This is a genomic window from Pseudomonas azerbaijanoccidentalis (assembly GCF_019145495.1).
Taxonomy (GTDB): Bacteria; Pseudomonadota; Gammaproteobacteria; order Pseudomonadales; family Pseudomonadaceae; genus Aquipseudomonas; species Aquipseudomonas azerbaijanoccidentalis.
In genome coordinates this window covers 201,777-228,011 of the sequence record NZ_JAHSTU010000010.1, presented here as the reverse complement: position 1 = coordinate 228,011, position 26,235 = coordinate 201,777, and the positions used below count along the sequence as shown (strand labels likewise).

General features: G+C 60.9%; 24 protein-coding genes and 1 pseudogene. 17 read left to right on the top strand and 8 right to left on the bottom strand.

What is annotated here, in order from left to right:
* The first annotated feature begins 112 nt into the window (after positions 1-112).
* Positions 113-454, top strand: coding sequence for a hypothetical protein (locus KVG88_RS27035; protein WP_150701650.1), 342 nt, complete (start codon positions 113-115; stop codon positions 452-454).
* A gap of 90 nt (positions 455-544) precedes the next feature.
* On the opposite strand, the gene trxA is transcribed toward KVG88_RS27035, so the two are convergent.
* The 3 genes from trxA to KVG88_RS27020 form a co-directional block, all read right to left on the bottom strand.
* Positions 545-1,417 carry a thioredoxin gene (trxA, locus tag KVG88_RS27030; protein WP_217873241.1) on the bottom strand — a complete coding sequence of 291 codons (873 nt, stop codon included), beginning with the start codon at positions 1,415-1,417 and terminating at the stop codon, positions 545-547.
* 130 nt (positions 1,418-1,547) lie between these two features.
* Positions 1,548-2,204, bottom strand: a complete 657-nt coding sequence (locus tag KVG88_RS27025; RefSeq protein ID WP_217873240.1) for a class I SAM-dependent methyltransferase — start codon at positions 2,202-2,204, stop codon at positions 1,548-1,550.
* Positions 2,201-2,665 carry a YbaY family lipoprotein gene (locus KVG88_RS27020; RefSeq protein WP_150701647.1) on the bottom strand — a complete coding sequence of 155 codons (465 nt, stop codon included), beginning with the start codon at positions 2,663-2,665 and terminating at the stop codon, positions 2,201-2,203. The genes KVG88_RS27025 and KVG88_RS27020 overlap by 4 nt, the downstream gene beginning before the upstream one ends.
* A gap of 127 nt (positions 2,666-2,792) precedes the next feature.
* Here KVG88_RS27020 and nrdR point away from each other — a divergent pair, with 127 nt between their 5' ends.
* The 12 genes from nrdR to KVG88_RS26960 all read left to right on the top strand — a co-directional run bounded on the left by nrdR (position 2,793) and on the right by KVG88_RS26960 (position 11,636).
* Positions 2,793-3,257: a transcriptional regulator NrdR gene (gene nrdR / locus KVG88_RS27015; protein ID WP_003228656.1), complete on the top strand. Its 465-nt coding sequence runs from the start codon at positions 2,793-2,795 to the stop codon at positions 3,255-3,257.
* Positions 3,254-4,387 carry a bifunctional diaminohydroxyphosphoribosylaminopyrimidine deaminase/5-amino-6-(5-phosphoribosylamino)uracil reductase RibD gene (gene ribD, locus KVG88_RS27010; protein WP_150701646.1) on the top strand — a complete coding sequence of 378 codons (1,134 nt, stop codon included), beginning with the start codon at positions 3,254-3,256 and terminating at the stop codon, positions 4,385-4,387. The genes nrdR and ribD overlap by 4 nt, the downstream gene beginning before the upstream one ends.
* Before the next feature lie 47 nt (positions 4,388-4,434).
* Complete coding sequence (locus KVG88_RS27005; protein WP_053162786.1) at positions 4,435-5,097, top strand: riboflavin synthase; 663 nt, start codon at positions 4,435-4,437, stop codon at positions 5,095-5,097.
* Between the two features lie 16 nt (positions 5,098-5,113).
* The gene (gene ribBA / locus KVG88_RS27000; protein WP_090325554.1) at positions 5,114-6,205 is read left to right on the top strand and encodes a bifunctional 3,4-dihydroxy-2-butanone-4-phosphate synthase/GTP cyclohydrolase II; all 1,092 of its coding nucleotides are present in this window, start codon (positions 5,114-5,116) and stop codon (positions 6,203-6,205) included.
* Positions 6,206-6,296: 91 nt separating this feature from the next.
* Complete coding sequence (ribH, locus tag KVG88_RS26995; RefSeq protein WP_003228649.1) at positions 6,297-6,773, top strand: 6,7-dimethyl-8-ribityllumazine synthase; 477 nt, start codon at positions 6,297-6,299, stop codon at positions 6,771-6,773.
* On the top strand, positions 6,770-7,270 hold the full coding sequence (gene nusB, locus KVG88_RS26990; RefSeq protein ID WP_008053839.1) for a transcription antitermination factor NusB: 501 nt from the start codon (positions 6,770-6,772) through the stop codon (positions 7,268-7,270). The genes ribH and nusB overlap by 4 nt, the downstream gene beginning before the upstream one ends.
* Before the next feature lie 18 nt (positions 7,271-7,288).
* Positions 7,289-8,254 (top strand): thiamine-phosphate kinase, encoded by a 966-nt coding sequence (thiL, locus tag KVG88_RS26985; RefSeq protein WP_217873239.1) that lies wholly within the window; start codon positions 7,289-7,291, stop codon positions 8,252-8,254.
* Entirely contained in the window at positions 8,251-8,754 is a 504-nt protein-coding gene (locus KVG88_RS26980; protein ID WP_075948646.1) for a phosphatidylglycerophosphatase A family protein, read from the top strand. The genes thiL and KVG88_RS26980 overlap by 4 nt, the downstream gene beginning before the upstream one ends.
* Before the next feature lie 23 nt (positions 8,755-8,777).
* Positions 8,778-9,515 (top strand): substrate-binding periplasmic protein, encoded by a 738-nt coding sequence (locus tag KVG88_RS26975; protein WP_217873238.1) that lies wholly within the window; start codon positions 8,778-8,780, stop codon positions 9,513-9,515.
* A gap of 287 nt (positions 9,516-9,802) precedes the next feature.
* A complete protein-coding gene (gene ribA / locus KVG88_RS26970; RefSeq protein WP_150701643.1) occupies positions 9,803-10,420 on the top strand; it encodes a GTP cyclohydrolase II in 618 nt (205 codons plus the stop codon).
* Positions 10,417-10,836 carry an MFS transporter gene (locus KVG88_RS26965; protein ID WP_150701642.1) on the top strand — a complete coding sequence of 140 codons (420 nt, stop codon included), beginning with the start codon at positions 10,417-10,419 and terminating at the stop codon, positions 10,834-10,836. The genes ribA and KVG88_RS26965 overlap by 4 nt, the downstream gene beginning before the upstream one ends.
* Positions 10,836-11,636, top strand: a complete 801-nt coding sequence (locus KVG88_RS26960; RefSeq protein WP_217873237.1) for a cobalamin-binding protein — start codon at positions 10,836-10,838, stop codon at positions 11,634-11,636. Before KVG88_RS26965 ends, KVG88_RS26960 begins: the two co-directional genes overlap by 1 nt.
* Positions 11,637-11,764: 128 nt before the next feature.
* Here the strand turns inward: KVG88_RS26960 and KVG88_RS26955 are convergent.
* The 5 genes and pseudogenes from KVG88_RS26955 to KVG88_RS26935 all read right to left on the bottom strand — a co-directional run bounded on the left by KVG88_RS26955 (position 11,765) and on the right by KVG88_RS26935 (position 18,228).
* Positions 11,765-13,650, bottom strand: a pseudogene (locus tag KVG88_RS26955) (TonB-dependent receptor domain-containing protein).
* Between the two features lie 150 nt (positions 13,651-13,800).
* Positions 13,801-15,699 (bottom strand): 1-deoxy-D-xylulose-5-phosphate synthase, encoded by a 1,899-nt coding sequence (gene dxs, locus KVG88_RS26950; protein ID WP_150701639.1) that lies wholly within the window; start codon positions 15,697-15,699, stop codon positions 13,801-13,803.
* 91 nt (positions 15,700-15,790) lie between these two features.
* Positions 15,791-16,678 (bottom strand): (2E,6E)-farnesyl diphosphate synthase, encoded by an 888-nt coding sequence (gene ispA / locus KVG88_RS26945; RefSeq protein ID WP_217873236.1) that lies wholly within the window; start codon positions 16,676-16,678, stop codon positions 15,791-15,793.
* A complete protein-coding gene (locus tag KVG88_RS26940) occupies positions 16,675-16,917 on the bottom strand; it encodes an exodeoxyribonuclease VII small subunit (RefSeq protein ID WP_007894317.1) in 243 nt (80 codons plus the stop codon). Before KVG88_RS26940 ends, ispA begins: the two co-directional genes overlap by 4 nt.
* A 165-nt stretch (positions 16,918-17,082) precedes the next feature.
* The gene (locus KVG88_RS26935) at positions 17,083-18,228 is read right to left on the bottom strand and encodes a Fic family protein (protein ID WP_217873235.1); all 1,146 of its coding nucleotides are present in this window, start codon (positions 18,226-18,228) and stop codon (positions 17,083-17,085) included.
* 276 nt (positions 18,229-18,504) lie between these two features.
* On the opposite strand from KVG88_RS26935, the gene KVG88_RS26930 reads away from it, so the two are divergent.
* From KVG88_RS26930 to KVG88_RS26915, 4 genes are read left to right on the top strand one after another with little or no spacing between them, the layout of a single operon-like run.
* Positions 18,505-19,293: a YfaP family protein gene (locus KVG88_RS26930; protein WP_150701636.1), complete on the top strand. Its 789-nt coding sequence runs from the start codon at positions 18,505-18,507 to the stop codon at positions 19,291-19,293.
* A 37-nt stretch (positions 19,294-19,330) separates the two neighbouring features.
* Complete coding sequence (locus KVG88_RS26925) at positions 19,331-21,043, top strand: DUF2138 domain-containing protein (protein WP_217873234.1); 1,713 nt, start codon at positions 19,331-19,333, stop codon at positions 21,041-21,043.
* Entirely contained in the window at positions 21,040-21,678 is a 639-nt protein-coding gene (locus tag KVG88_RS26920; RefSeq protein WP_191630455.1) for a DUF1175 domain-containing protein, read from the top strand. The genes KVG88_RS26925 and KVG88_RS26920 overlap by 4 nt, the downstream gene beginning before the upstream one ends.
* On the top strand, positions 21,675-26,234 hold the full coding sequence (locus KVG88_RS26915) for an alpha-2-macroglobulin family protein (protein ID WP_217873233.1): 4,560 nt from the start codon (positions 21,675-21,677) through the stop codon (positions 26,232-26,234). Before KVG88_RS26920 ends, KVG88_RS26915 begins: the two co-directional genes overlap by 4 nt.
* Position 26,235 lies beyond the last annotated feature (1 nt).

Below are 26,235 nucleotides of genomic sequence, written 5' to 3'. Positions count from 1 at the left end.
AAGATTTTGTTATGTAATCTTATAACGTAAGTGTGGAGAGTTTGACTGGCTGCTTGGCGTTGCACAAGTCCCATGGGAGCATGCAAGCGAAGAAATGTGCGGGAGCAGACTTATGTTGCGAATTCGCGGAAGCATCGGTGACTGGCCGGTGGATTTGACGCTGGAGATGGATGACGCCGACTGGGCCAGGCTCGGCGCGCAGTTGCAGGTAGAGAAGAGCGAAGTCAGTGCGCCAGCGTCGAAACCGGTGAGCCAGGATGATTCGCTGTGGCAGATCGCCAGGGATTTGCTGCGCAAGGCCGGGCAATTGAGCGGGCCAGATCTGCTGGATCAACTGGAAGGCCTGACCGGTAGCGCGGCGGCGGGCAAGCGGCTGCTGGTGCGGCTGCGCCATAGCCCGGACGTGAAAGTGGAAAGCGGTGGGGATACGCCGATCTATCGCTGGATTGCGTAAACAGCAAAAGATCGCAGCCTGCGGCAGCTCCTACAGGGTGAATACATAGCCTGTGTCGGAGCTGCCGAAGGCTGCGATCTTTTGATCTATTTAGTAAAGAGCAGCAAACAGCTTGCGGCGGTAGGTACTCACTAGCGGATGGTCGTTGCCCAGCAGTTCGAACACTTGCAGCAAGGTCTTGTGCGGCAGGCCTTCGCTGTAGCTGCGGTTACGGATAAACAGTTTGAGCAGAGCATCCAGTGCCGTGTCGTACTGCTGGCGGGCCAATTGCTGAATCGCCAATTGATAAACCGCTTCGTCGTCCTGCGGGTCTTTCGCCAGCCGTGCCTTCAGGTCGGCAGCGTCCGGCAGGTCCCGGGCCAATCCAAGAAACTTGATTTGCGCCTTGGCACCGGCCAGGGCGGCCTTGTGCTCATCGCTCTTGACCGAATCGAGCACGGCCTGTGCGTCGCCCAGTTCACCGCGCTCGGTGAGGCAGCGCGCATAAAGAATCAGCGCTTTGGCGTTGGTGTTGTCTTCACCCAGGATCACTTTGAGTTGCGCTTCGGCATCGGCAAAGCGGCTGTCGTCAAACAATGCCTGAGCCTGTTCGAACGGATCGGCAGCGGCCGGTGGCGGCATTTGCACATGGGGTTCGAGCAGGGCGCGAACGGCCGATTCCGGTTGCGCACCAGCAAAGCCGTCGACCGGCTGGCCGTCCTTGAACAGCACCACGGTCGGCAGGCTGCGAATACCGAAGCGGGCGACGATGTCTTGCTCGATGTCGCAGTTGACCTTGGCCAGCAGCAACTCGCCCTGATAGCTCTCGGCGATGGTTTGCAGCATCGGCATCAGCACTTTGCAGGGCGCGCACCACTCGGCCCAGAAATCCACCAGCACCGGTTTGTGGAAAGAGTTCTCGATCACCGACTGGTCGAAATCGGCAGTCGTGGCATCGAAGATGTACGGCGTTTCTTGACTCATGATGGATCTCGTAAAAGCGTGAATAGATGCACTATAAGGTGTGGCGCGAAAGATCGCAGCCTTCGGCAGCTCCTACGGCTAAACCGTATTCCTCTGTAGGAGCTGCAGAAGGCTGCGATCTTTTTCGACTTCAAGCCCGACGCGCGTGATACAGACTCACATGCCGAAACTCTTCGGGCTCGGCCAGATCCGGCAGGGTCATGGCTTCGAGCATTTCGATGCGCCTGTACAGCGGATGACGAAAGTCCCGTACGCGGGAATCCGCCACCAGCGCTTCGCGGCCGCGACTGAGAAACGCGTCGAGCAGCGGCAGGTTCGCCCGGTCGTACAACACGTCCGCCACCAGGATCAGATCGAAGCGATCAGCCTCGGCGAAAAAATCTGTCGAGTAATTGAGCTGTACGTCATTGAGTTCGGCATTCGCCCGACAGGCGGCAATCGCCAGCGGGTCGAGGTCGCAGGCCACCACTTCCAGTGCCCCGGCCTTCACCGCCGCTATCCCTGCCACGCCGGAGCCGGCGCCAAAATCCAGAATCCGTTTGCCTTCGACCCAATGCCGGTTTTCAGCCAGGTAGCGGGCCACGGCCAAACCGCTGGCCCAGCAGAAACTCCAGTACGGTGGCTCATGCAGGATGCGCCGGGTTTCTTCGGGGCTGAAGGCACGGTCCATGTTGTCGCCGTCGATCAGCCACAACTTCAGGTCAGTCCCCGGCAGATGACAGGCGACCAATTGAGCATCACCCAGCAACTCACCCAACGCCTGTTGCAGGTCGAGCGGTGCACTCATGGGGCTTTGACGAACTGCAACTGGCCCAGCGCCTGGGTCGTCGGCTGGCTGATCACTTGCGACGGCAGGTGCAGGATCAACTGGCCGGACTGACTCGCGCGGCCACGCAATTCAACGCGAGCACCGGCCGGGAACGATTCCGGATTGAAACGCAGGTGGAACGGCAGCACCTGGTTGTTGCCGATCAGGCTGGAGCTGGCGAGCAATTGCTGGGGGCGGTCTTTGTCGTCGATCACCAGCAGCGCGATTTCGACTTCAGCACCGGCCGGCACGCCTTGCAAGGTGCCACTCAATTCGCGCTGATACGCCGGCAGCGGCCCGAGTTCGGCGGCTTCCTTGGCTTTTTTCTGCGCCTGTTGCGGCGCAGGGCCCGGTGTAGGCGGCTGGGGCTGGGGTGCATCGCTGCTGCAAGCCACCAACAGGCTGAAAAGGCTGAGCAAAACGAGCGGACGTAACGGCATTGGCAGCTCCGGAAAGATGAAATCCATGGATCAATTGATCATCCCGTCTGTATACCGTAAACCCTATGGCTTGTCTTGCCACCGGGATGCGCTACCATGGCCCTCCCTTTTTTTGTTGCCTGCCACCATGCACTGTCCCTTCTGCGGTGCCAACGACACCAAGGTCATCGACTCGCGTCTGGTCGCCGAGGGCGAACAGGTGCGCCGCCGGCGTGAATGCCTGGCCTGCGGCGAGCGTTTCACGACGTTCGAGACGGCTGAACTGGTGTTGCCGCGCCTGATCAAAACCGACGGCAGTCGCCAGCCGTTCGACGAAGAAAAACTCCGCGCCGGCATGCAGCGCGCGCTGGAAAAGCGCCCGGTGAGTGTCGAACGCCTCGAATCGTCGCTGGTGCACATCAAACATAAACTGCGCGCCACCGGCGAACGCGAGGTCAAGTCCCTCGTGGTCGGCGAACTGGTGATGGCCGAGCTGCAAAAGCTCGACGAAGTCGCCTATATCCGTTTCGCCTCGGTGTATCGCCGCTTCCAGGACCTTAACGAGTTCCGCGAAGAGATCGATCGCCTGGCCCGTGAGCCGGTGAAAGAATGAGCACATCTGCCGAGCAGGCCATCCTCGACGCTCATTTCATGGCTCGCGCCCTGGAACTGGCGCGCAAAGGTCATTACACAACGCACCCCAATCCACGGGTTGGCTGCGTCATCGTGCAGGCCGGGCAAATTGTCGGCGAAGGCTGGCACGAGCGCGCCGGTGAACCTCACGCTGAAGTCCACGCCCTGCGCGCGGCCGGTGAGCAGGCGCGTGGCGCCACCGCCTACGTGACGCTTGAACCTTGCAGCCACCACGGCCGCACGCCGCCCTGCGCCGATGCGCTGGTGAATGCCGGTGTGGCGCGGGTGGTCGCGGCGATGCAGGACCCGAACCCGGAAGTCGCCGGTCGTGGGCTGCAACGTCTGGAGCAAGCGGGCATTGCCACTGAAAGTGGCGTGCTGGAAAGCGAAGCGCGCAAACTCAATCAAGGCTTCCTCAAACGCATGGAACACGGCTTGCCGTTCGTACGGGTCAAGTTGGCGATGAGCCTGGACGGGCGCACGGCGATGGAAAGCGGCGAAAGCCAATGGATCACCGGCCCGGCGGCACGTTCGGCGGTACAACGCCTGCGTGCCCAGGCCAGCGTAGTGCTGACCGGTGCCGATACGGTGCTGGCAGACAACGCCCGGTTAACCGTCCGCGCCGATGAGCTCGGCCTGGATGCTGAGCAAACGGCACTGGCCATGAGCCGTCCGCCGCTGCGTGTGCTGGTCGACGGTCGCTTGCGGGTGCCGCTGGATGCACCTTTTTTCAAGGCTGGCCCGGCGCTGGTCGCCACCTGTGTGGCCGTGGAAGAGCAATACGCCAACGGCCCGGAATGCCTGATCGTGCCGGGTTACGATGGGCAGGTTGATCTTCGTCAGTTGCTGGTCGAACTCGCCAACCGCGACGTCAATGAAGTCTTGGTCGAGGCCGGTCCGCGGCTGGCGGGTGCCTTTGCCCAGCTCGGGCTGGTGGACGAGTTCCAGATTTTCATCGCCGGCAAGTTCATGGGCTCTTCGGCGCGGCCGTTGCTGGATTGGCCGCTCGCGCAAATGAAGGATGCGCCCGAGCTTAAAATCACCGAAATTCGCGCGGTTGGCGATGACTGGCGGGTCACTGCCATTCCTTCGCCAGCAGCCAGCGTATAATTCCCGGCCATCGCTATAGCGCTGGCTTTGTTCTCGAGGAGAACCTCATGTTTACCGGCATCATCGAATCCATCGGCAGTATTCGTGCATTGACCCCAAAGGGCGGTGATGTGCGGGTTCACGTCGAAACCGGCAAGCTCGACCTGAGCGACGTCAAACTGGGCGACAGCATTGCGGTGAACGGCGTGTGCCTGACCGCCGTTGAATTGCCGGGCAACGGCTTTGCGGCGGACGTCAGCCGCGAAACCCTCGATTGCACCGCCATGAACGATTTGAAAAGCGGCAGCCCGGTCAATCTGGAAAAAGCCCTGACCCCGACCACTCGCCTCGGCGGGCATCTGGTCAGCGGTCACGTCGACGGCGTGGGCGAAGTGGTTGCCCGTACCGAGAACGCGCGTGCCGTGGAATTCCGTATCCGCGCACCGAAAGACCTGGCCAAGTACATCGCCCATAAAGGCTCGATCACCGTCGACGGCACCAGCCTGACCGTGAACGCAGTCGATGGTGCCGAGTTCCTGTTGACCATCATTCCGCACACCCTGAGCGAAACCATCATGGCGTCGTATCAGCCGGGTCGCCGGGTGAACCTGGAAGTGGACTTGCTGGCCCGTTACCTGGAGCGCCTGCTGTTGGGTGACAAAGCCGCAGAGCCAACCTCCGGTAACATCACCGAAAGCTTTCTGGCCGCCAACGGCTATCTCAAATCCTGACTGAAGGGGGTGCCTTGTGGCGCTCAATAGCATCGAAGAACTGGTTGAAGACATCCGCCAAGGCAAGATGGTCATCCTCATGGATGACGAAGACCGCGAGAACGAAGGCGACCTGATCATGGCCGCCGAGTGCTGCAAGCCCGAGCACATCAACTTCATGGCCAAGCACGCCCGTGGCCTGATCTGCATGCCGATGAGCCGCGAGCGCTGCGAGCTGCTCAAGCTGCCGTTGATGGCGCCGCGCAACGGTTCCGGTTTCGGCACCAAGTTCACCGTCTCGATCGAAGCGGCCACCGGCGTCACCACCGGCATCTCCGCGGCCGACCGTGCGCGTACCGTGCAGGCTGCCGCCGCCCGTGATGCCAAGGCCGAAGACATCGTCAGCCCGGGCCACATTTTCCCGCTGATGGCCCAGGCCGGCGGTACGCTGGCTCGCGCCGGCCACACCGAAGCAGCCTGCGACCTGGCGCGGATGGCCGGTTTCGAGCCGAGCGGCGTGATCTGCGAAGTGATGAACGACGACGGCACCATGTCCCGTCGCGCCGAGCTGGAAGCGTTTGCCGCTGAACACGACATCAAGATCGGCACCATCGCCGACCTGATTCACTACCGGATGATCCACGAACGTACCGTTCAGCGGATTGCCGAGCAGCCACTGGACAGCGAACTGGGCCAATTCAACCTGGTGACCTATCGTGATTCCGTGGAAGGCGACGTGCACATGGCACTGACCCTGGGCAATGTCTGCGCCGAAGAACCGACCTTGGTTCGCGTGCACAACATGGACCCGCTGCGCGACCTGTTGATGGTCAAGCAACCGGGGCGCTGGAGCCTGCGCGCCGCGATGGCTGCGGTTGCCGAGGCTGGCAGCGGCGTGGTGCTGTTGCTCGGTCACCCGCTCGATGGCGACGTGTTGCTGGCGCACATCCGCGAAACCGCCGACCACGCGGCCGTGAAAAAACCGACCACCTACAGCATTGTCGGTGCCGGTTCGCAGATCCTGCGTGACCTGGGCGTACGTAAAATGCGCCTGATGTCGGCGCCGATGAAATTTAATGCGATATCCGGTTTCGATCTGGAAGTTGTAGAATACGTGCCCTCCGAATAATGACCGGTTGTTGCCGGCCCTGAATTCGCGGTTCAAATATCACTGAGGGACGCGTACGAGACGCGTCCCGGCTCTTTAAGAGATCTAACGAATGACCCTGAAGACCATCGAAGGTACCTTCATCGCCCCTAAAGGCCGCTACGCTTTGGTAGTGGGCCGTTTCAACAGCTTCGTCGTTGAAAGCCTGGTCAGCGGTGCAGTTGATGCCCTGGTTCGCCACGGCGTGAGCGAAAGCGACATCACCATCATCCGCGCACCTGGCGCCTTCGAAATCCCGCTGGTTGCGCAGAAAGTCGCTCAGAAAGGCGAGTTCGCAGCAATCATCGCCCTGGGCGCGGTCATTCGTGGCGGTACTCCGCACTTCGAATATGTGGCTGGCGAGTGCACCAAGGGCCTGGCCCAGGTGTCCATGGAGTTCGGCGTACCGGTCGCTTTCGGCGTCCTGACCGTTGATTCCATCGAGCAAGCCATTGAACGTTCCGGCACCAAGGCCGGTAACAAAGGTGCTGAAGCTGCCTTGTCCGCTCTGGAAATGGTCAGCCTGCTGGCGCAGTTGGAGGCCAAGTGATTAGCGACGAAAGCGATCGTTTCAACCCGCGCGATCCAAAGCCTGCGGATGCCGGCAAGCCATCGAAAAGCGTCAAGCGTCGCGAAGCCCGTCAGCTCGCGACCCAGGCGTTGTACCAATGGCACATGGCCAAGCAGTCGCTGAACGAGATCGAAGCGCAGTTCCGGGTCGATAACGATTTCACCGATGTCGATGGCGCCTACTTCCGCGAGATCCTGCACGGGGTTCCGCAGTTCAAGACCGAAATCGACACGGCACTCACGCCATGCCTGGACTTGACCATCGAAGAGCTGGACCCGGTTGAGCTGGCGGTTCTGCGCCTGTCGACCTGGGAACTGCTCAAGCGCGTCGACGTGCCGTACCGCGTTGTGATCAACGAAGGTATCGAACTGGCCAAGGTCTTCGGTTCCACCGACGGCCACAAGTTCGTCAACGGTGTGCTCGACAAGCTGGCCCCGCGTCTGCGTGAAGCTGAAGTGAAGGCGTTCAAGCGCTAATTAGCGCTTGGATCTGCGATGGGTGAGTTTGAGCTGATCCGCAACTTTTTCGCCGCCGCGCCTTGTGCGCAGGGCGGCGAAGGCGTTGCCCTCGGGATTGGCGATGACTGCGCCTTGCTGGCTGTTCCCCAGGGGGAACAGTTGGCGGTTTCTACCGATACGCTGGTGGCCGGTGTGCATTTTGCCGACCCCTGCGATCCGTTTCTGCTCGGTCAGCGTTCGCTGGCCGTTGCGGTCAGCGATCTGGCCGCCATGGGCGCCACTCCGGTCGCCTTCACCCTTGCCCTGACCTTGCCGACGGTGACCGCCGATTGGCTGCAAGCCTATGCCCGTGGTTTGAACCAGATGGCGCAAAGCTGCGGCGTCGCGCTGGTGGGCGGCGACACCACGCGCGGTCCGTTGAGCCTGACCATGACCGTGTTCGGCCGTGTGCCGTCCGGCCAGGCGTTGACCCGCAGCGGTGCGCAGTCGGGCGACCTGCTGTGTGTCGGTGGCGAGTTGGGTAATGCGGCGGGTGCGTTGCCGCTGGTGCTCGGTCAGCGAACGGCACCTGCGTCCATCGCCGACCCGTTGCTCGCGCACTACTGGTCGCCGCAACCTCAGCTTGGGCTGGGCCAGGCACTGCGTGGCAAAGCCACGTCGGCGATGGACATTTCCGATGGCCTGCTCGCGGATTGCGGCCATATCGCCCTCGCGTCAAAAGTCGGCCTGCTGGTTGAGCGCGACCTGCTGCCGCTGTCGCCAGCGCTGGTGGCATTCCTTGGCCCTTCGGATGCGCAAAGTGCGGCGCTGAGCGGTGGCGACGATTACGTGCTGGCGTTCACTTTACCGTCCGTCGAGCTACCAGCGCTGCTGGCCGATGGCTGGCCAATCCATGTGATTGGCCGAGTCGTGAACGGGCAGGGCGTGATGCTGCTCAATGCCGATGGACAAGACATCACCCCGCAAACCCGGGGTTACCAACATTTTCGGGAGTCACCGTGACAGATCATCCCAAACAGGTCCCGGCGGAATTCGTACCGCCGTCGGTCTGGCGCAATCCGTGGCATTTCCTGGCGTTCGGCTTCGGCTCGGGCACCTTGCCAAAGGCTCCGGGCACGTGGGGGTCGTTAGTTGCGCTACCCTTTATTCCGTTGTGGCAGATGTTGCCCGACTGGGGGTATTGGTTGATGCTGGGCATCACCATGCTGTTCGGCTTCTGGCTGTGCGGCAAAGTGGCCGATGATTTGCGTGTGCACGACCATGAAGGCATCGTCTGGGACGAAATGGTCGGGATGTGGATAACCCTGTGGCTGGTGCCCGAAGGATGGCAGTGGCTGTTGGCAGGGTTCTTGGTGTTCCGCTTCTTCGATATTCTCAAGCCGTGGCCGATTCGTTGGATCGACCGGCACGTGCACGGTGGTGTCGGGATCATGCTCGATGATGTATTGGCCGGGGTCTTTGCCTGGCTGGCGATGCAGGGACTGGTGTGGATTTTCGCCTAAGGGGTTAAGTGGGAGAACTAGGGATGGCTCGGCGCGGGTTGATGGTGATGGTGTTCGCCTTGTTTTGCTCATTCGTCCAGGCGGGTGAGGCCGGGACGGCGCCATCGGTGATTCATTTGGCCAGCGAAGATTGGGAAGACTACACCGCCGCCGACGGCCACGGCCTCGGCTGGGACGTGCTGCGCAAGGTCTTTGAGCCCGCAGGCGTCAAGCTCGACATCCGCACCGAACCTTACGTGCGCTCGATGGGCCTGGCCGAGCGCGGTGAAATCGACGCCTGTGTCGGCTCCTATCGTGATGAATCGCAATCGCTGCTGTATCCACGCTGGAATTTCGACACCGATCACATCTATGCCCTGGGGCTGGCCAGCAGTCCGGTGCCGACCCTGGAAACCCTGGGTAACTATCGACTGGCGTGGGTACGCGGCTACGACTACCAGGATTACTTGCCCAATGTTCGCCGTTATAACGAAGTGCTGCGGCGTACGGGCATTGTCTCGATGCTGACTCAAAATCGTGCCGATTTTTACATCGACGCACTGACTGAAGTCGATGACGTCCTCAATCGGGCCAAAGATCCATCGCAGTTGCGCCGCACGCATATTGCCGAACTGCCGCTGTATCTGTGTTTCGCCAAGACCGACAAAGCCCGCACGCTGATGGCGTTGTTCGACCAGCGAATGGAGGTGTTGGTGAAAAGCGGCGAGCTCAAGCCGATTTTCGAACGCTGGAAGCAGCCGTATCCGTTTGACATGGAATGAAGCCGGACTTTGTAGCCGCTGGCGAAGCCTGCGTTTGGCGACGTAGTCGTCGTAAATCCATGCGCTGTGGAGCATCAGGTTGACCGATTCGTCAGTATTTACGACTGCTGCGCCGCCGAACGCAGGCTTCGCCAGCTGCTACCAGTACAGTGCAGACTGGCGTTGGGCCGCCTGATATCAAACTTTTTGATAGTTATCGCCGATAATTCAGCCTAAGCGCCCGTCGGAAGCTGCTGTTACAATGCCGGCCTGCGAATTTTCAGTCTCTATAGATCAGGAGCACACCGGTGCCTGTCGTTTTTGTCGCCGCTTCCAAGCTGCCAACGCCTTTTGCGCAATTCACCATGCACGGCTTTCTCGACGAAGCTACGGGCCGCGAGCACGTTGTGCTGAGCCTGGGTGAGATCGCCGACGGTGCCCCGGTACTCGGCCGGTTGCACTCCGAATGCCTGACTGGCGACGCCTTGTTCAGCCAGCGTTGCGACTGCGGTTCGCAACTTGAGGCCGCGCTGCAAGCCATCGCCCGTGAAGGCCGTGGCGTGTTGCTGTACTTGCGTCAGGAAGGCCGTGGCATTGGCCTGCTGAACAAAATCCGCGCCTACGAATTGCAGGACGGCGGTGCCGACACCGTTGAAGCCAACGAACGCCTGGGCTTTGCTGCCGACCAGCGTGACTACGCCATGTGCCTGCCGATGCTGGAGCACCTGGGCGTCAAGTCTCTGCGCCTGATGACCAACAACCCTCGCAAGGTCAAAGCCATGACCGACATGGGCATTGTGGTTGCCGAGCGCGTGCCGCTGCACACCGGCCACAACCCGCACAACAAACTCTACCTGGCTACCAAGGCCAGCAAACTCGACCACATGATGGGCAATGAACATCAGGGCGAGGTAGACCGGGCGTGACCCGCGGTCAGGTGCGGCGGCGACTGTCCGTCAGCTGGTGGCAATACCTGGCGCTGGCCTTGTTGCCGCTGTTCGTGATCAACGGTGTGTTCGGCCAGACCGAAGCTATCTTGCCGGTGCTGGCGATGCCGTTGTTCATTGCCGGGGTCGCCTCGATGTTTGTCAGCCTGAAGTTTTTCGGCGGTTACAAACACGCGTTGATCGCCACCCAGAAAGCCCTCGATACCCCTGAAGAACCCGCCGCGTGGATCAGCCTGGCAGCCAAGCGCCGCACGGCATTTCTCGCCGCCGGCCTGCCGGCGTGGATTGGTGCGCTGGCCGTGTTCGTCGGCCTCGAAGCGGTGCCGCTGATGTTGCTGGCGCTGTCGACCACCGTGCTGTTCTATCTCTACCGTATTCCGCGTCAACTCGGTTGATGCGCGCGGCGTGGCTGGCGGGTTTGCTGTTGGCCTTCGTAGGCTCGGCAACCGCCGTCGAGCGAGTGGTCAGCCTCGCACCTTCTCTGACTGAAATCGTTGTCGAATTGGGTTCGGCCGATCTGCTGGTAGGCGTGCTGGATGCTGGAGAGCGCCCGGCCGAACTTGTCAGCTTGCCTTCCGTTGGGCGCTACGGTCAGTTGGACATGGAGCGATTGCTCAGCCTGCAGCCCGATTTGCTGCTGCTCTGGCCCGGCAGCGTCGGCCCGGCCCAGCGTGAACAACTCAAGCGCTTGAACATCCCGACCTACGTCGCCGAACCGCACAATTTCGAACAGCTCACCACACAGATCGAGGGGATTGCCGCGCAGTTGGGTCGGCCGGAGCGGGGTGTTTCATTGGCCTCGGATTTACGCCGTCGACTGGCTGAACTGCGTCAGCGCTATCGGCGGGATACACCTTTGAGCGTGTTCTACCAAGTCTGGGATAAACCGCTATACACCGTGGGCGGCGAGCAAATCATCAGTGACGCGCTGGAGGTTTGCGGAGCCAAAAACGTGTTCGCCGATCTGAAGTTGCCGGCACCGCAGGTCAGCGTGGAAGGCGTGTTACAGCGTAATCCCGAGGTCATTCTGGCCAGTGATCAGGCGCAGCTCGATGCGTGGAAAGCCTGGCCGCAGGTAGCGGCGGTGAAGCAACAGCAATTGCGTTTAGTGACGGACAAGGGCCTTGAGCGACCGAGTGGGCAAATGGTCGAGGCGACGGCCAAGCTTTGCCAGTTGATTGCGCCCGAGCGCTGAGACTGCAAACGCTTCTTCTGAAGGCGCTGCCGAAGGCTGCGATCTTTTGACCTTGCTTTTGACCGGTCCGACGACGCCGAAAATCAAGATCAAAGGATCGCAGCCTTCGGCAGCTCCTACGGGTGATTTCATTGGGCTTGCGGCGTCCACGTCACCCCAAACATCCACGCCCGACCTTCTTCGCGATACCCATACTGACTGCCTTCATGGCTGTACAGCGCTCGGCTGTAACCCTTGTCCAGCAGGTTATCGACCTTCAGCTCAAGCTTGATCTCGCGGTTGAGCGCCCAACTGCTGCGCAACCCCAGCAACGCATAACCCCCTAACGGCTGTTGATTGTTAAGGTCGTCATAACTGCTGCTGACCGCTTGCCAACTGGCGCCAAGGCCCAGCCGGTCGAACTGGCGGTCGAGGTCCAGGCTTAGCGTGCGGCGGGCGCGACGGGCCAGGGTGTGGCCGGTTTCGCGGTCCCGTGGGTCGATGATCGCCACACCGAGGTTGCTCTGCCAGCCGAACAGTTCCTGCTTCAGCGCAGCTTCGAAGCCGTTGATCCGCGCCGACGCAACGTTTTCCGGGCGCGAGTTGCTGCCGAAAATGATCGCGTCTTCGAGGTCTGTGCGGTACAGCGACGCTTCCAGCCGACTGCTGTCGGTGAGTTGGCTGCGCCACTGCAGTTCATAGCTTTTCGAGGTTTCCGGCTTCAGGTCAGGGTTGCTGAAATCCGGGTAATACAGGTCGTTGAAGGTCGGTGCGCGGAAGCCTTCGCTGTAGGTCAGCAGCACATCGTTGTTCGGGTTCAGAGGCACGGTGATGGTACCGCTCCAGCTGTTCTGCCCGCCGAACTGCTGGTTCTGGTCACGACGCAGGCCAAGCTCGGTGGAAAAGGTGTCGGCCTGAAAACGGTGCTGGATAAACGCCGCACGGTTCCAGCGGCTGTCTTCGTCAAACGCGGTGCTGCTGTTGACCCGGTCTTCGTACCAGTCACCGCCGAGAATCAGGCTGTTGCGTTCGTTGAGAGTCAGGTCGTTCTGCCAGTTCAGCGAGTCGCGGTAGGTGTTGAAAACGCTGCGTTCATCGCTGAGCTTGTCGAAGGTTTTCTCGCGGTTTTCGCTGTGGCCGAATTCGATGCGGGTTTTCCACACATCATTGACTCGCGCGTCGACGTAGCTGCTGACGCTGCTTACATCGAATTCGTTGTAGGGCTGTTCTTGCACTGACTCGAAGGTATTCAGGTCGAAGCGGCCGAACGGATTGTCGTATTCACTTTTACCGCGGTTATCCAGCACGTTGGCGCCGATTTCGATGTCATCGCTCAGGGCGTGGCTGAGGCTCAGGCTGAATGATTTGTTGCGGTACGCGTCGTGATCACCGTCGCTGGGATACGATGCATGAGTGCGATCGATGCCGGCGGTTTCATCGAGGCTGGCGCGAGATTGAAGCGGGTCTGCTCATCGCCGCCAGCCAAATTGAGGCTGCGCTCCCATGTCTGGTTGCTGCCGAAGCCAACATGCACCTGCGGGCGCAACCCCGGCTCGCTGCCACGTCGAGTGAAGATCTGGATCACTCCGCCGATCGCGTCGCTGCCGTAAATCACCGAGCGGGAGCCGCGCAGTACTTCCACGCGCTCGACCTGTTCGATGTTGATGTGTTGCAGATTGCTGTCGCCGGAGGTCGAGTTGCCAATGCGTTGGCCGTCCACCAGCACCAGGCTTTGTGCCGACTGTGTGCCGCGGATGTAAACCCCCGGCAGACTGCCGCGCCCGCCGGTTTGCGCGATTTGCACCCCCGGCACGCGACGCAGTAAATCAGTGACGCTGTCGGGTTGCAGGCGGTCGATGTCTTCGCGGGTGAACACGGTGTTGGCAGCGCTGCTGTCATTGCGCGCTTCGACCTGGCGATTGGCGCTGATCAGCACGTCGGGCAGCTTAAGGGCCTGGTCGCGTTCAAAGGTGTCGGCCAGCAGTGGGCCGGACGGCAGAAGGGTTAGCGTCAAGGCGAGGAGGGAGAGTTTCATGGAGGATCCGGTATTTCAGATGCGACACAACTCCCTGTAGGAGCTACCGAAGGCTGCGATCTTTTGATTTTGATTTTTCGGATTTGGAGCTGCCGAAGTTCAAGATCAACAGATCGCAGCCTTCGGCAGCTCCTACACAGGGTGTTGCGTTCAGATATTGAGCAGTTGCAGACGCTCGCGAATCGAAGCTTCGATGCCTGCCTCGTCCAGCCCACACTCAGCCAGCATCTGCGCAGGCTTGGCGTGTTCGACATAGACGTCCGGCAAGCCCAGGTGCAGCATCGACTTGAGGATGTTTTCGCGGGCGAGGAACTCGCTGACTGCGCCGCCGGCGCCGCCCATGATCGCGTTCTCTTCGATGGTCACCAGCAGCTCATGGCTGGCGGCGATTTCACGAACGAGTGCTTCATCCAGCGGTTTGACGAAGCGCATGTCGACCACGGTTGCATCGAGTTTCTCGGCGACTTTCAGCGCCTCGGCCAGTTGCACGCCGAACACCAGCAGGGCGACTTTGCTGCCCTGACGACGAATCACACCCTTGCCGATTTCAATCGGTTCGAGGTCTTTCTCGATGGTCGCGTTCGGGCCATTGCCGCGTGGGTAACGCACGGCCGCCGGGCCTTCGTAAAGGTGACCGGTGGTGAGCATTTTGCGCAGCTCGTTTTCGTCGCTCGGGGTCATCACCAGCATGCCGGGGATGCAGCGCAGGAACGACAGATCGAAGCTGCCGGCGTGGGTCGGGCCATCTTCGCCCACAAGACCTGCGCGGTCGATGGCGAACAGCACGTCGAGGTTCTGCACGGCGACGTCATGCACCAACTGGTCGTAGCCGCGTTGCAGGAACGTCGAGTAGATCGCCACCACCGGTTTCGCGCCTTCGCAGGCCATACCGGCAGCGAGGGTCACGGCGTGTTGTTCGGCAATAGCCACGTCGAAATAGCGCAGCGGGAAACGCTCGCTGAAGGCTACGAGGTCCGAGCCTTCTTTCATCGCCGGGGTGATCCCGACCAGGCGCGGGTCAGCCGCCGCCATGTCGCACAGCCATTCGCCGAACACACCGGAATACTTCGGCCCGCTGGCCTTTTTCGGCGCAGCGGCCGGAGCGTCCAGCGGTTCGAGTTTGGTGATGGCGTGGTAACCGATCGGGTCGACTTCCGCCGGGGCGAAGCCTTTGCCTTTCTTGGTGACGATGTGCAGGAACTGCGGGCCTTTCAGATCGCGCATGTTGCGAAGGGTGGCGATCAGGGTCGGCAGGTCGTGGCCATCGATCGGGCCAATGTAGTTCCAGCCCAATTCTTCGAACAGCGTGCCGGGCACCAGCATGCCTTTGGCATATTCTTCGGTGCGACGGGCAATTTCCCAGGCGCCGGGCAGGCGCGACAGCACTTTCTTGCTGCCTTCGCGCATGCTGGCGTAGGTGCGGCTGGAAAGAATCTTCGCCAGATAGTTCGACAAACCGCCGACGTTGCGCGAGATCGACATGTCGTTGTCGTTGAGGATCACCAGCATGTTGGCGTCCACTTCCGGCGCGTGGTTCAGCGCTTCGAACGCCATACCTGCCGTCAGGGCACCGTCGCCGATCACGGCGATGGCCTTGCGATCACTGTTTTGCAGACGCGCGGCAATGGCCATGCCCAACGCGGCACTGATCGAGGTGCTGGAGTGACCAACGCCAAAGGTGTCGTACTCGCTCTCGGAGCGGCGCGGGAAGGCGGCAATGCCGTCCTTCTGGCGCAAAGTGCCCATGCGCTCACGACGACCGGTGAGGATCTTGTGCGGATAAGCCTGATGACCGACGTCCCACACCAGCCGGTCGTCCGGGGTGTCGAAAACGTAATGCAACGCGATGGTCAGCTCGATCACGCCCAGGCCGGCACCGAAATGCCCACCGGTCTGGCCGACCGTGTAGAGCAATTCCAGGCGCAACTCATCGGCCAGGGTTTCCAGCTCGGCTTCGCCTAACCGGCGCAGGCCGTCCGGCGTATTCGCGCGGTCGAGCAGGGGCGTGGTCGGGCGCTTGCGGGGAATCTCATGAAACGTCGTGGGCATCAGGCGAATCGTTATAGGTATAAAAGATGCGGCAGTTTACCTGATGCATCGCCCCCTGCCCACGCGTTGAGCTTTTTTGGCGGATACGCCGTCAGTTGCGGCGCTCAACGATATACCGGGCCAGGTCGCGCAACGGCTCGGCCGCCGCGTCAAACGGTCGCAGCGCGTGCAAGGCCAGATCGCGCAGTTCCAGCGCATAGGCCTTGGCCGCGTCGAGGCCGAGCAGGGCCGGGTAGGTAGGCTTGTCGCGAGCAATGTCGGCGCCCTGGCGTTTGCCGAGGGTTTCGGTATCGCTTTCGACGTCAAGAATGTCGTCCTGGACCTGGAACGCCAGGCCGATGGCCTGTGCATAAGTCTGCAAGGATTTCAGTTCGTCTCTCTCGGCACGGCCGCTGGCCAGGGCGCCGAGCTTGACGCTGGCTTCAATCAGCGCGCCGGTCTTGTGCCGATGCATGTACTCCAGCGCTTTCTGATCGAGTTTCAGGCCGACGGAGCCGAGGTCTATGGCTTGACCGCCGACCATGCCCGCCGGGCCTGCGGCTTGCGCCAATGCGCTGACCATTTGCAGGCGAATCTCCGCGTCCACATGGCTCAGGCGCGGGTCGAGCAGGGCGCTGAAGGCCAGGCTCTGCAATCCGTCGCCGGCGAGGATCGCGCAGGCTTCATCGAATTTCTTGTGGGTGGTCGGCTGGCCGCGACGCAGGTCGTCATCGTCCATGGCCGGCAAATCGTCATGGACCAGTGAGTAAGCGTGGATCAATTCCACCGCGCAGGCCGCGCCGTTGGCTTGCTCCGCCTTGCCACCCAGTGCTTCGCAGGCCGCGTAGGCCAACAATGGACGCACGCGCTTGCCGCCGTTCATCACGCTGTAGCGCATGGCCTCATACAACCGCGCCAGTTCAGGGCTCGGCGCAGTGAACAGAGTTTCCAACGCCGCATTGACCCGGGCCTGGCTGGTCGCCGAATACGCTGCAATCATTCTGGCTGGTCCGCGTCGAAGGGTTCCTCGGCCAACTCGCCATCACGCTCAAGCAGCACCTGAACCTTTTGCTCGGCTTGGGCCAGCGCTGCCTGGCAATCGCGGGTCAGACCGATGCCTTGTTCGAAAGCGGTCAGCGAATCTTCCAGCGACAATTCGCCATTCTCCAGACGCTCGACCAGCGTTTGCAGGTCGGCGAGGGATTGTTCGAAATCCAGTGCAGCTTTTTTGCGGGCCATGGCGGCGATTTCCGGTTGACGTTAAACCGGCGCGACACTAGCAGATAGGGGGTTTATGGGCAAACTCACCGGCGACGTACACTCCTGTAGGAGCTGCCGAAGGCTGCGATCTCTTGATCTTTGTTTCAAGGAAGCAGATCAAAGGATCGCAGCCTTCGGCAGCTCCTACAGTGGCGAGCCATTCGGATAATTGATCTGGTATCGAGTACTGCGCCCACCACCTGGCAGTCGTTTCACACAGCCTTTTTCCAGCAATTCAGCGAGATGACGAGTCGCTGTGGCTTTGGACACCTTCGCCACAGCTTGATACTGCGCCGCGCTGACCCCGTGCTCAAATCCACGCTCCCCACCATCAAGTAAACGATTCAGTACCTTGGTCTGCTCGGTCGATAGTCCGGCTTCCCGGTGCGCCTGCCAGAATCGCGCTTTGGTTAGTACGAACTCGATCCGTGCCATTGCCTGCTGCAGGCTGCGCAGCAAGGTTTGCAGAAACCAATCCAGCCATTGCGTGATGTCCAGAGCGGCTTTCTGGCTGCTTTCGAGTACGCGGTAATAGCCCAACCGATCGTCGAGGATGCTCGCGGACATGGCGTAGAAGCGAATCGCTTGGGCCTCTCCCTGAGCCAACGCAAGATCGGTGATGGTGCGCGTCAGGCGTCCGTTGCCATCATCGAAGGGGTGCAGCGTAACGAACCAGAAATGCGCGATACCCGCGCGTAGCAGGGGATCGAGTCCTGTCGCATTGCGACTGTTCTCGAACCAGGTGAGAAAGGTAACGAGTTGTCGCTCAAGGCCCTGACGAGGCGGCGCTTCGAAGTGCACGGTCGGCCTGTCGAGACGGCCGGAGACCACTTGCATCGGCTCTTCGCCACGCAAAGCACCAACACGGATGCTTCGCGCAGCGAGATCGGAATTTTGTTCTGGGAACAGCCACTCATGCCAGTCCAGTAATCGGTCAAGCGTCAGCGGGGCGGCAAAATGCTGCGTGGCATCGAGCATCAGTTGCGCGAGGCCTTCGCTGCGTTGGCTGACGTTGTCTGCCTCGTTGAGTTCCAGCCCCAATCGCCGAGCCAATGAAGAGCGAACCGAACTGACATTCAGCTGTTCACCTTCGATCGCGGACGAAGTGACGATGTTTTGCAATAACGCATCCAGTTCACTTTGCGCGCTCAGCGAACTGCCCACGGAACGGGCCATACCCATTAATCGCCCTTGCGCTTGGATGCACTCGCGCAGCAAGGGTGCCAAGTGCTCGGCATTCCAGGTGAAGTCCGGCCAGTCAGGCTGCTGCCATATCCATTGAGGTGTCATGAACGGAATGCTCTTAAGGGTTGAGCCGATTGGAAAGGCTATTCGGCTCATTTAGTGAGCCGAATATGACGCTTATTCGGCTCACCGTCCACCACGCGTCGCGAAACTCTACGCACTTTGAGACACCCGCGATTGTTAAAAAACACCCAACTGGCTAACCTTCGCGCCATCGACGACCCAACCGTCACGGGTCTTTCAGACGAAACGCAGTATTCCCATCTGTAACGCGCCGAGGATCAGGCGCAAGGTTTCGTCATGCATGGCAGGAGGCGTCACATGCGCTCAATTCTTTTGCTGCTGATCGGGCTGGCCTGCGCCTCGGCTCTGGCTGCACCGAGTGCCGAGCTTTCGGAGCCGGTGGGTGGCTGGCGCTTTAACGGTTTGCTCGACCGCACCGAAAATCCGCAAGTGGCCTATCCCACGCCACCCATCGACCGTGGCGTGCAGCGTAATCGCACGATGATCGAAGGCCAACTCAAGGCCATCGGCACCCAGCGCGGTCCTCACACGCTGGCGGTCAACGGCAATCCCTTGAATCTGTACACCGACGACCAGGGGCGTTTTGCCCGGCCATACGCGTTCGGTGCTGGTTCCAACAGCGTCGAAGTGCGCAGCGTCGAAGGCCAGTCGCTCAAGCGCGTTCAGTTCTATGAAGCCAATAACCTGCGCACGCCCGCGCGGATTCGCGTGGTGTTGGGTTGGGATGATCCCAAGGCCGAACTCGATCTGCACATCATCACGCCTGACGGCCAGCACGCCTTCTGGGCGCATTCGGCGTTGACCAATGGCGGCGGCCTGGACCCGGACGGTGTGGATGGTCCCGGCCCGGAAATGTTCACCATGACCGCGCCGCTGCATGGCACCTATCTGGTTTACGTCAACTATTGGGGCAACTTCGGCAGCGGCGGCTATAACTTCGATGAGGCCGGTAACCAGAACGAGGTGATCACTTCTCAGATCAACCTGGTGCTCAACGAAAACACCGTCGACGAAAAACGCGAGACCTTCATCGTGCCCCTGCGGGCCATCGGTGACCTGCTGCTGGTCAAGACTTTCAACTATTAAGCATCCCGCACCACGGATGACATCGGGTTTTGTGAACATGAGCGATAACACTGTTTCTGCGGCCGCCGAATCACCGAGCGTCAAGCCGTCCCGGCGTTGGCCGGTCATCGTGGGCGGGCTGTGCCTGGTCGTGGGCGTGGCCGCCGGCATGGGCTGGCTGATGAAAAAAAGCACAGCGCCGGCACCGCAACTGGCGGCGGAAAAGCTCGGCATGAGCCGCCCCGATGGCTTGCTGGAAACCCACTCCTTGAGCCAATTGCCCAAGGACTTGTTGGCAGTGCCGTTCCTCAAGGAAACCCTGACCGAAGATTTCGTCTTCTATTACGAAACCCACGCCGATCGCCTCGGTTTGATCGGCAGCTTGCGCCGGATCATTTACGAGCATGACCTGAAGTTGCAGGACACGCTGATCGAGCAGCTCTTCGATCAACCGGCGGATGTCGCGCTGTGGCGCGGAGCGGATGGGCGGCTCAAGGATTTCCTGCTGGTGATGGATCGCGGTGGCCTGGCCAAGGTGCTGGAACCACTGGCGAAAGTGGCACTGGACGATTCTCAGTTGAGTAAAATCGCGGACGTGAAAGTCGGCGGCGATGACGTCGCGCTTTATCAGCTCACCTACAACGCCAGCAAGGCGCTGGTGTTCGCCTCCCACGGCGACAAACTGGTGGTGCTGTCGAACCCCAGCAAACTTTACGACCCTGAAAGTGGGGTAGCACAGGAAACTGGCAGCGTTTCAACGCGGTCCATCGCAGCCTTGCTCAACGGCGAAAAACTGTTCCCTGAAGCCTTCGGTCTGCAGCCCCGTGCTCCCGAGGTAAAGCAACGCCTGTCGGTCAACGCCAGTGTGCTGGCCATGGGGTATCAGCGCTTCATTCCGAACTTCGCCGGCCTGCGTTTCGACATGGACGATAAAGGCTGGCACAGCTTCCTCGCCATGGATGAACTGGAGAACCAGCCGGACTTCGATTTCAAACCGGTCTGGCAAGCCATGCCGATGGGTGCCAGCGCTTGCGTAGCCCTGCCGCTGGCCGCCGAACAGCAGAAACCATTACTGGTAAAACTCGGTGCCGAAGAGCGCGCGGCTCAAGCATTGACCGAGCGGATGGCCGGTGCGGCGGGGCTTTGCTGGTATGCCGATTCGCGGCTGTACACGCCGCTGCTGGTGGCCAGCCTCAAGGACGACGACAGCGCCAGCCTCGATGGTGATTTGGGCCAGTTGTTCGGTTCGATGGTCGGTGCTTACGAGGGCAATGTCGACGAGCACGCATTTCCGGTGGTGGAGAAGCAGCAAGACAACAGCCATCAATGGCGACGCCAGGTCAGCTCCAACTTTGGCCCCTACAAAGCCAGGGACGCCGAGAATCCGGATGCAATCAGCGGCAAGGCGTTCATGCGCGTCAGCCTCGCGCGGCATGGTTCGACGCTGGTGTTTTCCCTCGACGACAAACTCGTGGACAAGGCCCTTGGCACCCTTGATAAACGCTTCCCGCCGATGGCCGATGTGGTGCCAAAAGATCTGTTGATGCCGGTGTATTTCGGCCCGGATTCCATGGCGCAACTGATGCAACAGGAAACCCTCGACAGCCTGCCCCAAGACATGGAACCGGTGTTTTACAACGCCGCGCAAACCTACCTGATCCCGAAACTGCGCAAGCTCGGCGGCTACGGCAAGTACGCCCTGACCTTGCCTGAAGGCAGCGAGCCCGACGGCCACTGGCAGTGGCTGCCGCTGGAGTGGAAAGCCCTGTGAACGGATTGATCCGCAGCTTGGGATTGCTCGCGTTGCTGTTGAGCGCAGGCGCCCAGGCCGTCGAAGCGCCGGCGCTGGATGTGCAGCAATCCCAGGTGTTCCGCGCCTGGTTTGTGCGCATCGCCCAGGAGCAATTGAGCCAAGGCCCGAGCCCGCGTTGGTATCAGCAGGACTGCGCCGGGCTGGTGCGTTTTGCCGCCAACGAAGCGCTGAAAGTCCACGACGAAAAATGGCTGCGCAGCAATGGCCTGTCCAATCGTTACCTGCCGCCGGAGTCGCAACTGAGCGACGCCCAGCGCGGTCTCGCCCAGCAATGGCAACAGGGTGGCGGCAAGGTCGGGCCGTACGTCAACGCGATCAAGTTGATCCAGTTCAACAGTCATCTGGTCGGCCGCGATGTTTCACAGGCCCGGCCCGGCGACCTGATGTTTTTCGATCAGGGCGACGACCAGCACCTGATGATCTGGATGGGCCGCTACATCGCCTATCACACCGGCAGCACCACCCCCACCGATAACGGCATGCGTTCGGCAAGCCTGCAACAACTCATGACATGGAAGGACACCCGATGGATACCCGATGCAGCCAACCCCAACTTCATCGGCGTCTATCGACTGAATTTTCTCTCCCAATGACCGGTGCCCGCATGCTGCGATCTCTGTCTCTGTGGTTGCTATTGCTGCTGCCATTCTCGGTGGTCAACGCCGAAGACACCGTCGAACCCAGCGGCTACACGCCGGTCTCGGGGGAAAGTTTTTTCCTGTTGGCCGACAGCAGTTTCGCCAGCGATGAACCGGCGGTGGTACGCCTCGAAGCGCCGGGTCGTGACTACCGTCGCTTCCGCATGGAGCCTTACGGCGGTGCCGACATTCGCGTGTATCGCATCGACAAGCCGCTGGACTTTCTCAAACGTCAGAAGAACCTGCACCGCGTGGTCAGCGACGGCCAGTTCAAGGGCGAAGGGTTGTCCAACACGCTCGCGTACCTGTGGGACAACTGGTATCGAAAATCCCGTCGAGTGATGCAGCGGGCGTTCTCTTATGAGTCGCGCAAACAAGTTACCGAAGAGGTGCCGGAACTGAAAATGGGCAACGCGATGGCCGCGCCCACGCCCTACGATGCGCAGCCGCAATTTGCCTTGATTCCGGGCCTGCCGGTGGTCAGCCAGTTCCGCTATCCGCTGTGGCAGGCCAAGCCGATTCAGCCGCCGGAAGGCGTGAACCTGGCGGGCTCTTCCAGCGAGTTCGTCAGTGTCGCGCCGGGTAACGTGTACATCCCGTTGGGCAACTTGAAACCGGGGCTGTATCTGGTGGAAGCGCTGATCGGCAAGTACCGCGCGACGACCATGGTGTTTGTCTCCAACACCGTGGCGGTGAGCAAGATTGCCGGTGATGAATTGCTGGTCTGGGCCGCGCGCAAACACGAAGGCAGTTCGGTACCAAAGGTCAATGTGCTGTGGACCGACGGCCTCGGTGTGATGAGCAGCGGCGCCACCGATGCCGATGGTTTGCTGCGCCTGAAACACGTCAGTCCCGAGCGTTCGTTCGTGATTGGCGAGGACGAAGAGGGCGGAGTTTTCGTCTCGGAAAACTTCTACTACGACAGCGAAATCTACGACACCAAACTCTATGCGTTCACCGACCGGCCGCTGTATCGGCCGGGGGATTGGGTGTCGCTGAAAATCGTCGGCCGCGAATTCAAGAATGCCCGGGATTCCGTGCAGCCAAGCGCTGCCGACGTCACCGTGACGGTGCTGGACGCAACCGGCACGGCGCTGCAAAACCTGGACTTGAAACTCGATTCCAAGGCCGGCACCCAAGGCCGTTTCCAGTTGCCGGACAACGCCGTGGCCGGTGGCTATGAGTTGCGTTTCAGCTACAAGGATCAGGCCTATAGCAGTGCCTTTCGCGTGGCTGAATACATCAAGCCACACTTTGAAATTTCCCTGAACCTGGCCAAGCAGGATTACCGCACCGCAGAGCCGGTCAAGGGCAGTCTGGTGCTGCTGTACCCGGATGGTAAACCGGTGACCAACGCCAAATTGAGCCTGAGCCTGCGTGCCCAGCAACTGTCGATGGTCGACAACGAACTGCAATACCTCGGGCAATTTCCGGTGGAGCTGACCAGCACCGAACTGACCACCGACGCCAAGGGCAACGCCACCCTCGATCTGCCGGCCGCCGACAAACCGAGCCGCTACATGCTCACCGTGTTCGCCAGCGACGGCGCGGCGTATCGGGTCAAGACCACCAAGGAAATCCTCATCGATCGCGGCGCCGCGAATTTCCGCTTGGGTGCGCCGCAGCGTTTCAGCGCGGTGGGCGACAAGGTTGCGTTCAGCTACGTCAACGAAAGCGAGCAAAGTGCAGCCGTCACGCCAAGCAGTTACGGCTGGGTACGGCTGGAAGATCAGAGCGCCGGCGAAGGCAAACTCGCGGCAGCCGACAAAGGCTTCACCCTGGCCTTCGACCGCCCAGGCACCTACAACCTGACACTCAGGGATGCCCATGGCCGTACCCTAGGCGCGACGGGGCATTCAGTCACTGGCGAAGGCGTCAAAGCCGTACCGGGCACCGTCGAAATTGTCCTCGATAAACCGGAGTACAAGGCCGGTGATGAAGCGCTGGCGCTCATCACGTTCCCCGAGCCGATCAACGATGCGCTGCTGTCGCTGGAGCGTGACAAGGTCGAAGCCACCGCGCTGCTTTCGAAGGGCGGCGAGTGGTTGAAGATGGAAAAGCTCAGCGACACCCAGTACCGCGCACGCATTCCGGTGAAAGACAGCTTTGCCCCAAACCTGACGTTCTCGGTGCTCTACACCAAGGGCGGTCAGTACAGCTTCCAGAACGCAGGCATCAAAGTGATTACGCCGCAAATCGACGTGGCCATCGCGACGGATAAAGAAACTTATCAGCCGGGCGAAACGGTCTCGGTGGACCTGACCACGCAGTTCGCCGGCAAACCAGTTTCCGCGCACCTGACGGTCAGTGTGGTCGACGAAATGGTCTATGCCCTGCAACCGGAAGTGGCTCCCACCATCGACCAGTTTTTTTATCACCCCCGTCGCAACAACGTGCGCACCAGCGCCAGCCTGTCGTTCATCAGCTACGACGTCGCTCTGCCCGGCAGCCCCGGTGCGCCGGGCAAAACCAACCGCAGCGAGCGCGGGGTGAAAGTGCTGGAGCGGCCGCGTCGCGAAGACGTCGACACCGCAGCCTGGCAACCGGAGTTGCTCACCGATGCCGACGGCAAAATCCGTTTCACCTTCAAGATGCCCGACTCGCTGACACGCTGGCGCATCACCGCGCGGGCGATCGCCGATGACGGTCAGGTCGGGCAGAAGAAGCAGTTTGTGCGCTCGGAAAAACCGCTGTACCTGAAGTGGAGCGGGCCCAGCAAATTCCGCACGGGCGACAAGCCGGATCTCGGTGTGTTTGCCTTCAGTCAGGCGCAAAACCCGGTCAAGGCTGAGCTGGTGATGCATTACTCAGGCAGCGAGCAGCGCATCCCCGTCACGCTTAATAGCGGCATCAATTACATCCCGCTGCCGGCGTTCGCCTTGACCAACGGTGAGTGGACCGCCGAACTGGTGCAGGACGGCAAAACCGCGGATACCTTGGCCGTCCGCCTGACCGCGACCGGCGAAGGTTGGCAGGTCACGCAAAGCCAAAGCCTGGATGTTGCCAGCGGTGATACGCCGCTGGCTTTGCCGGCCGACGCCACCGACATTCGCCTGAGTCTGGATGACAGTCCGCAAGCGCTGTTCCGCTCGGCGCTCGATGATTTGCTGAGTTATCCGTACGGCGGCGTCGAGCAAACGGCCAGTCGCTTGCTGCCACTGAGCATCGCTTACCCGGTTCTGTCGTCGAATCCGCAAATCCGCGATCGCTTGCGCCTGATCATGCAGAACAGCCGTTTGCGTCTGGTACAAATGGCCGGGCCCTCGGCGAGTTTCACCTGGTGGGGCATGGACGGTGAGCCGGATGCGTTCCTCACGGCTTACGCCTACTTCGCCGATTGGCACGCCAGCCAGGTGCTGGAATTGAGCCTGCCACCGGAGCATTGGCAGCGGGTGCTGGAGGTTTATGCCAAGCAGGCGAACAACACGCCGCTGTTGCAGCGGGCGCTGATTTTGTCGTTTGCCAAGCAGATGCAATTGCCGGTCAACACCTTGCTCAGCGGTTTGATGGATGAGCTGGCGCAAGCCGGCGAGGGCCATGCCGCTAACCTGATGGAGGACGGCGAAGACAGCATCGTCATGAGCGACCCGGATTCGGCGTTGGGCCTGGCGGCGGCGCGCGTATTGACTGCCTCGCTGGCCAAGCAATCGAAGGTCGCTCTGCCGGAGGCGCTCAACCGGCAAGTGGCCGATGCGCAGCAGCGAGTGGCGGTGAGTTCCCAGCCATTTGCCGAGGCGTTGAACTTGTCGTTGCAACCGTTCGATCAGGCTCGGGCGCAAGCGTTGCTGCAACGCCTGTTGCCGCAGCAATCAACCCTCGAACGCGCACTGGCGCTGACCTGGCTGCAACGCAGCATCGAACAGGCTTCGCCGACCATCGCGCTGGCGCCGGGAGAGGGCTGGAAGAAACAATACGGTGTCACAGGGGAAATGTATTGGACGTGGCAGGGCGCAACGCCGGTGCCGAGCGTGTTGTCGCTGTCCGGCGTTCAGGAGCGGCCGATGCGTGCGGCATTGAGCTTCCAGACGCAGCAAGCGGCAGTCGACCCCATGGCGGTGACGATTACCCGTCGCCTGTCGCGATTGGTGCCGGGAGAAGAAGCCTTCACCTTCAAACTGGAAGCGGTCGGCAACGCATCTCTGTCCAGCGACAGCCTGTATCTGGACGAAGTGATCCTCACCAGCAAAGCCGCGAAGCCGCTGCGCTACGGCCTGCTCGAAGTGCCGCTGCCACCGGGTGCCGATGTCGAGCGCACTACCTGGGGCATCAAGCTGCAAGGCAAAGCCGGCACTGAACCGACGGCACTCGAGAAAGCACGTTTCGAACCGGGACAACTGGCCTATGCCGTGCCCGTCGATGCGCTGAGCGGCGAATTGCGTTTGCGACATTTGGTGCGCTTCTCACAGAAAGGCCAGTTCAATCTGCCGGCGGCACGCTTCACTCAGGTGTACGCCCCGCAGCATCAGGCCCAGGAAAAGAAACCGGCACTCGGTCAGGTCACGGTCCACTGAC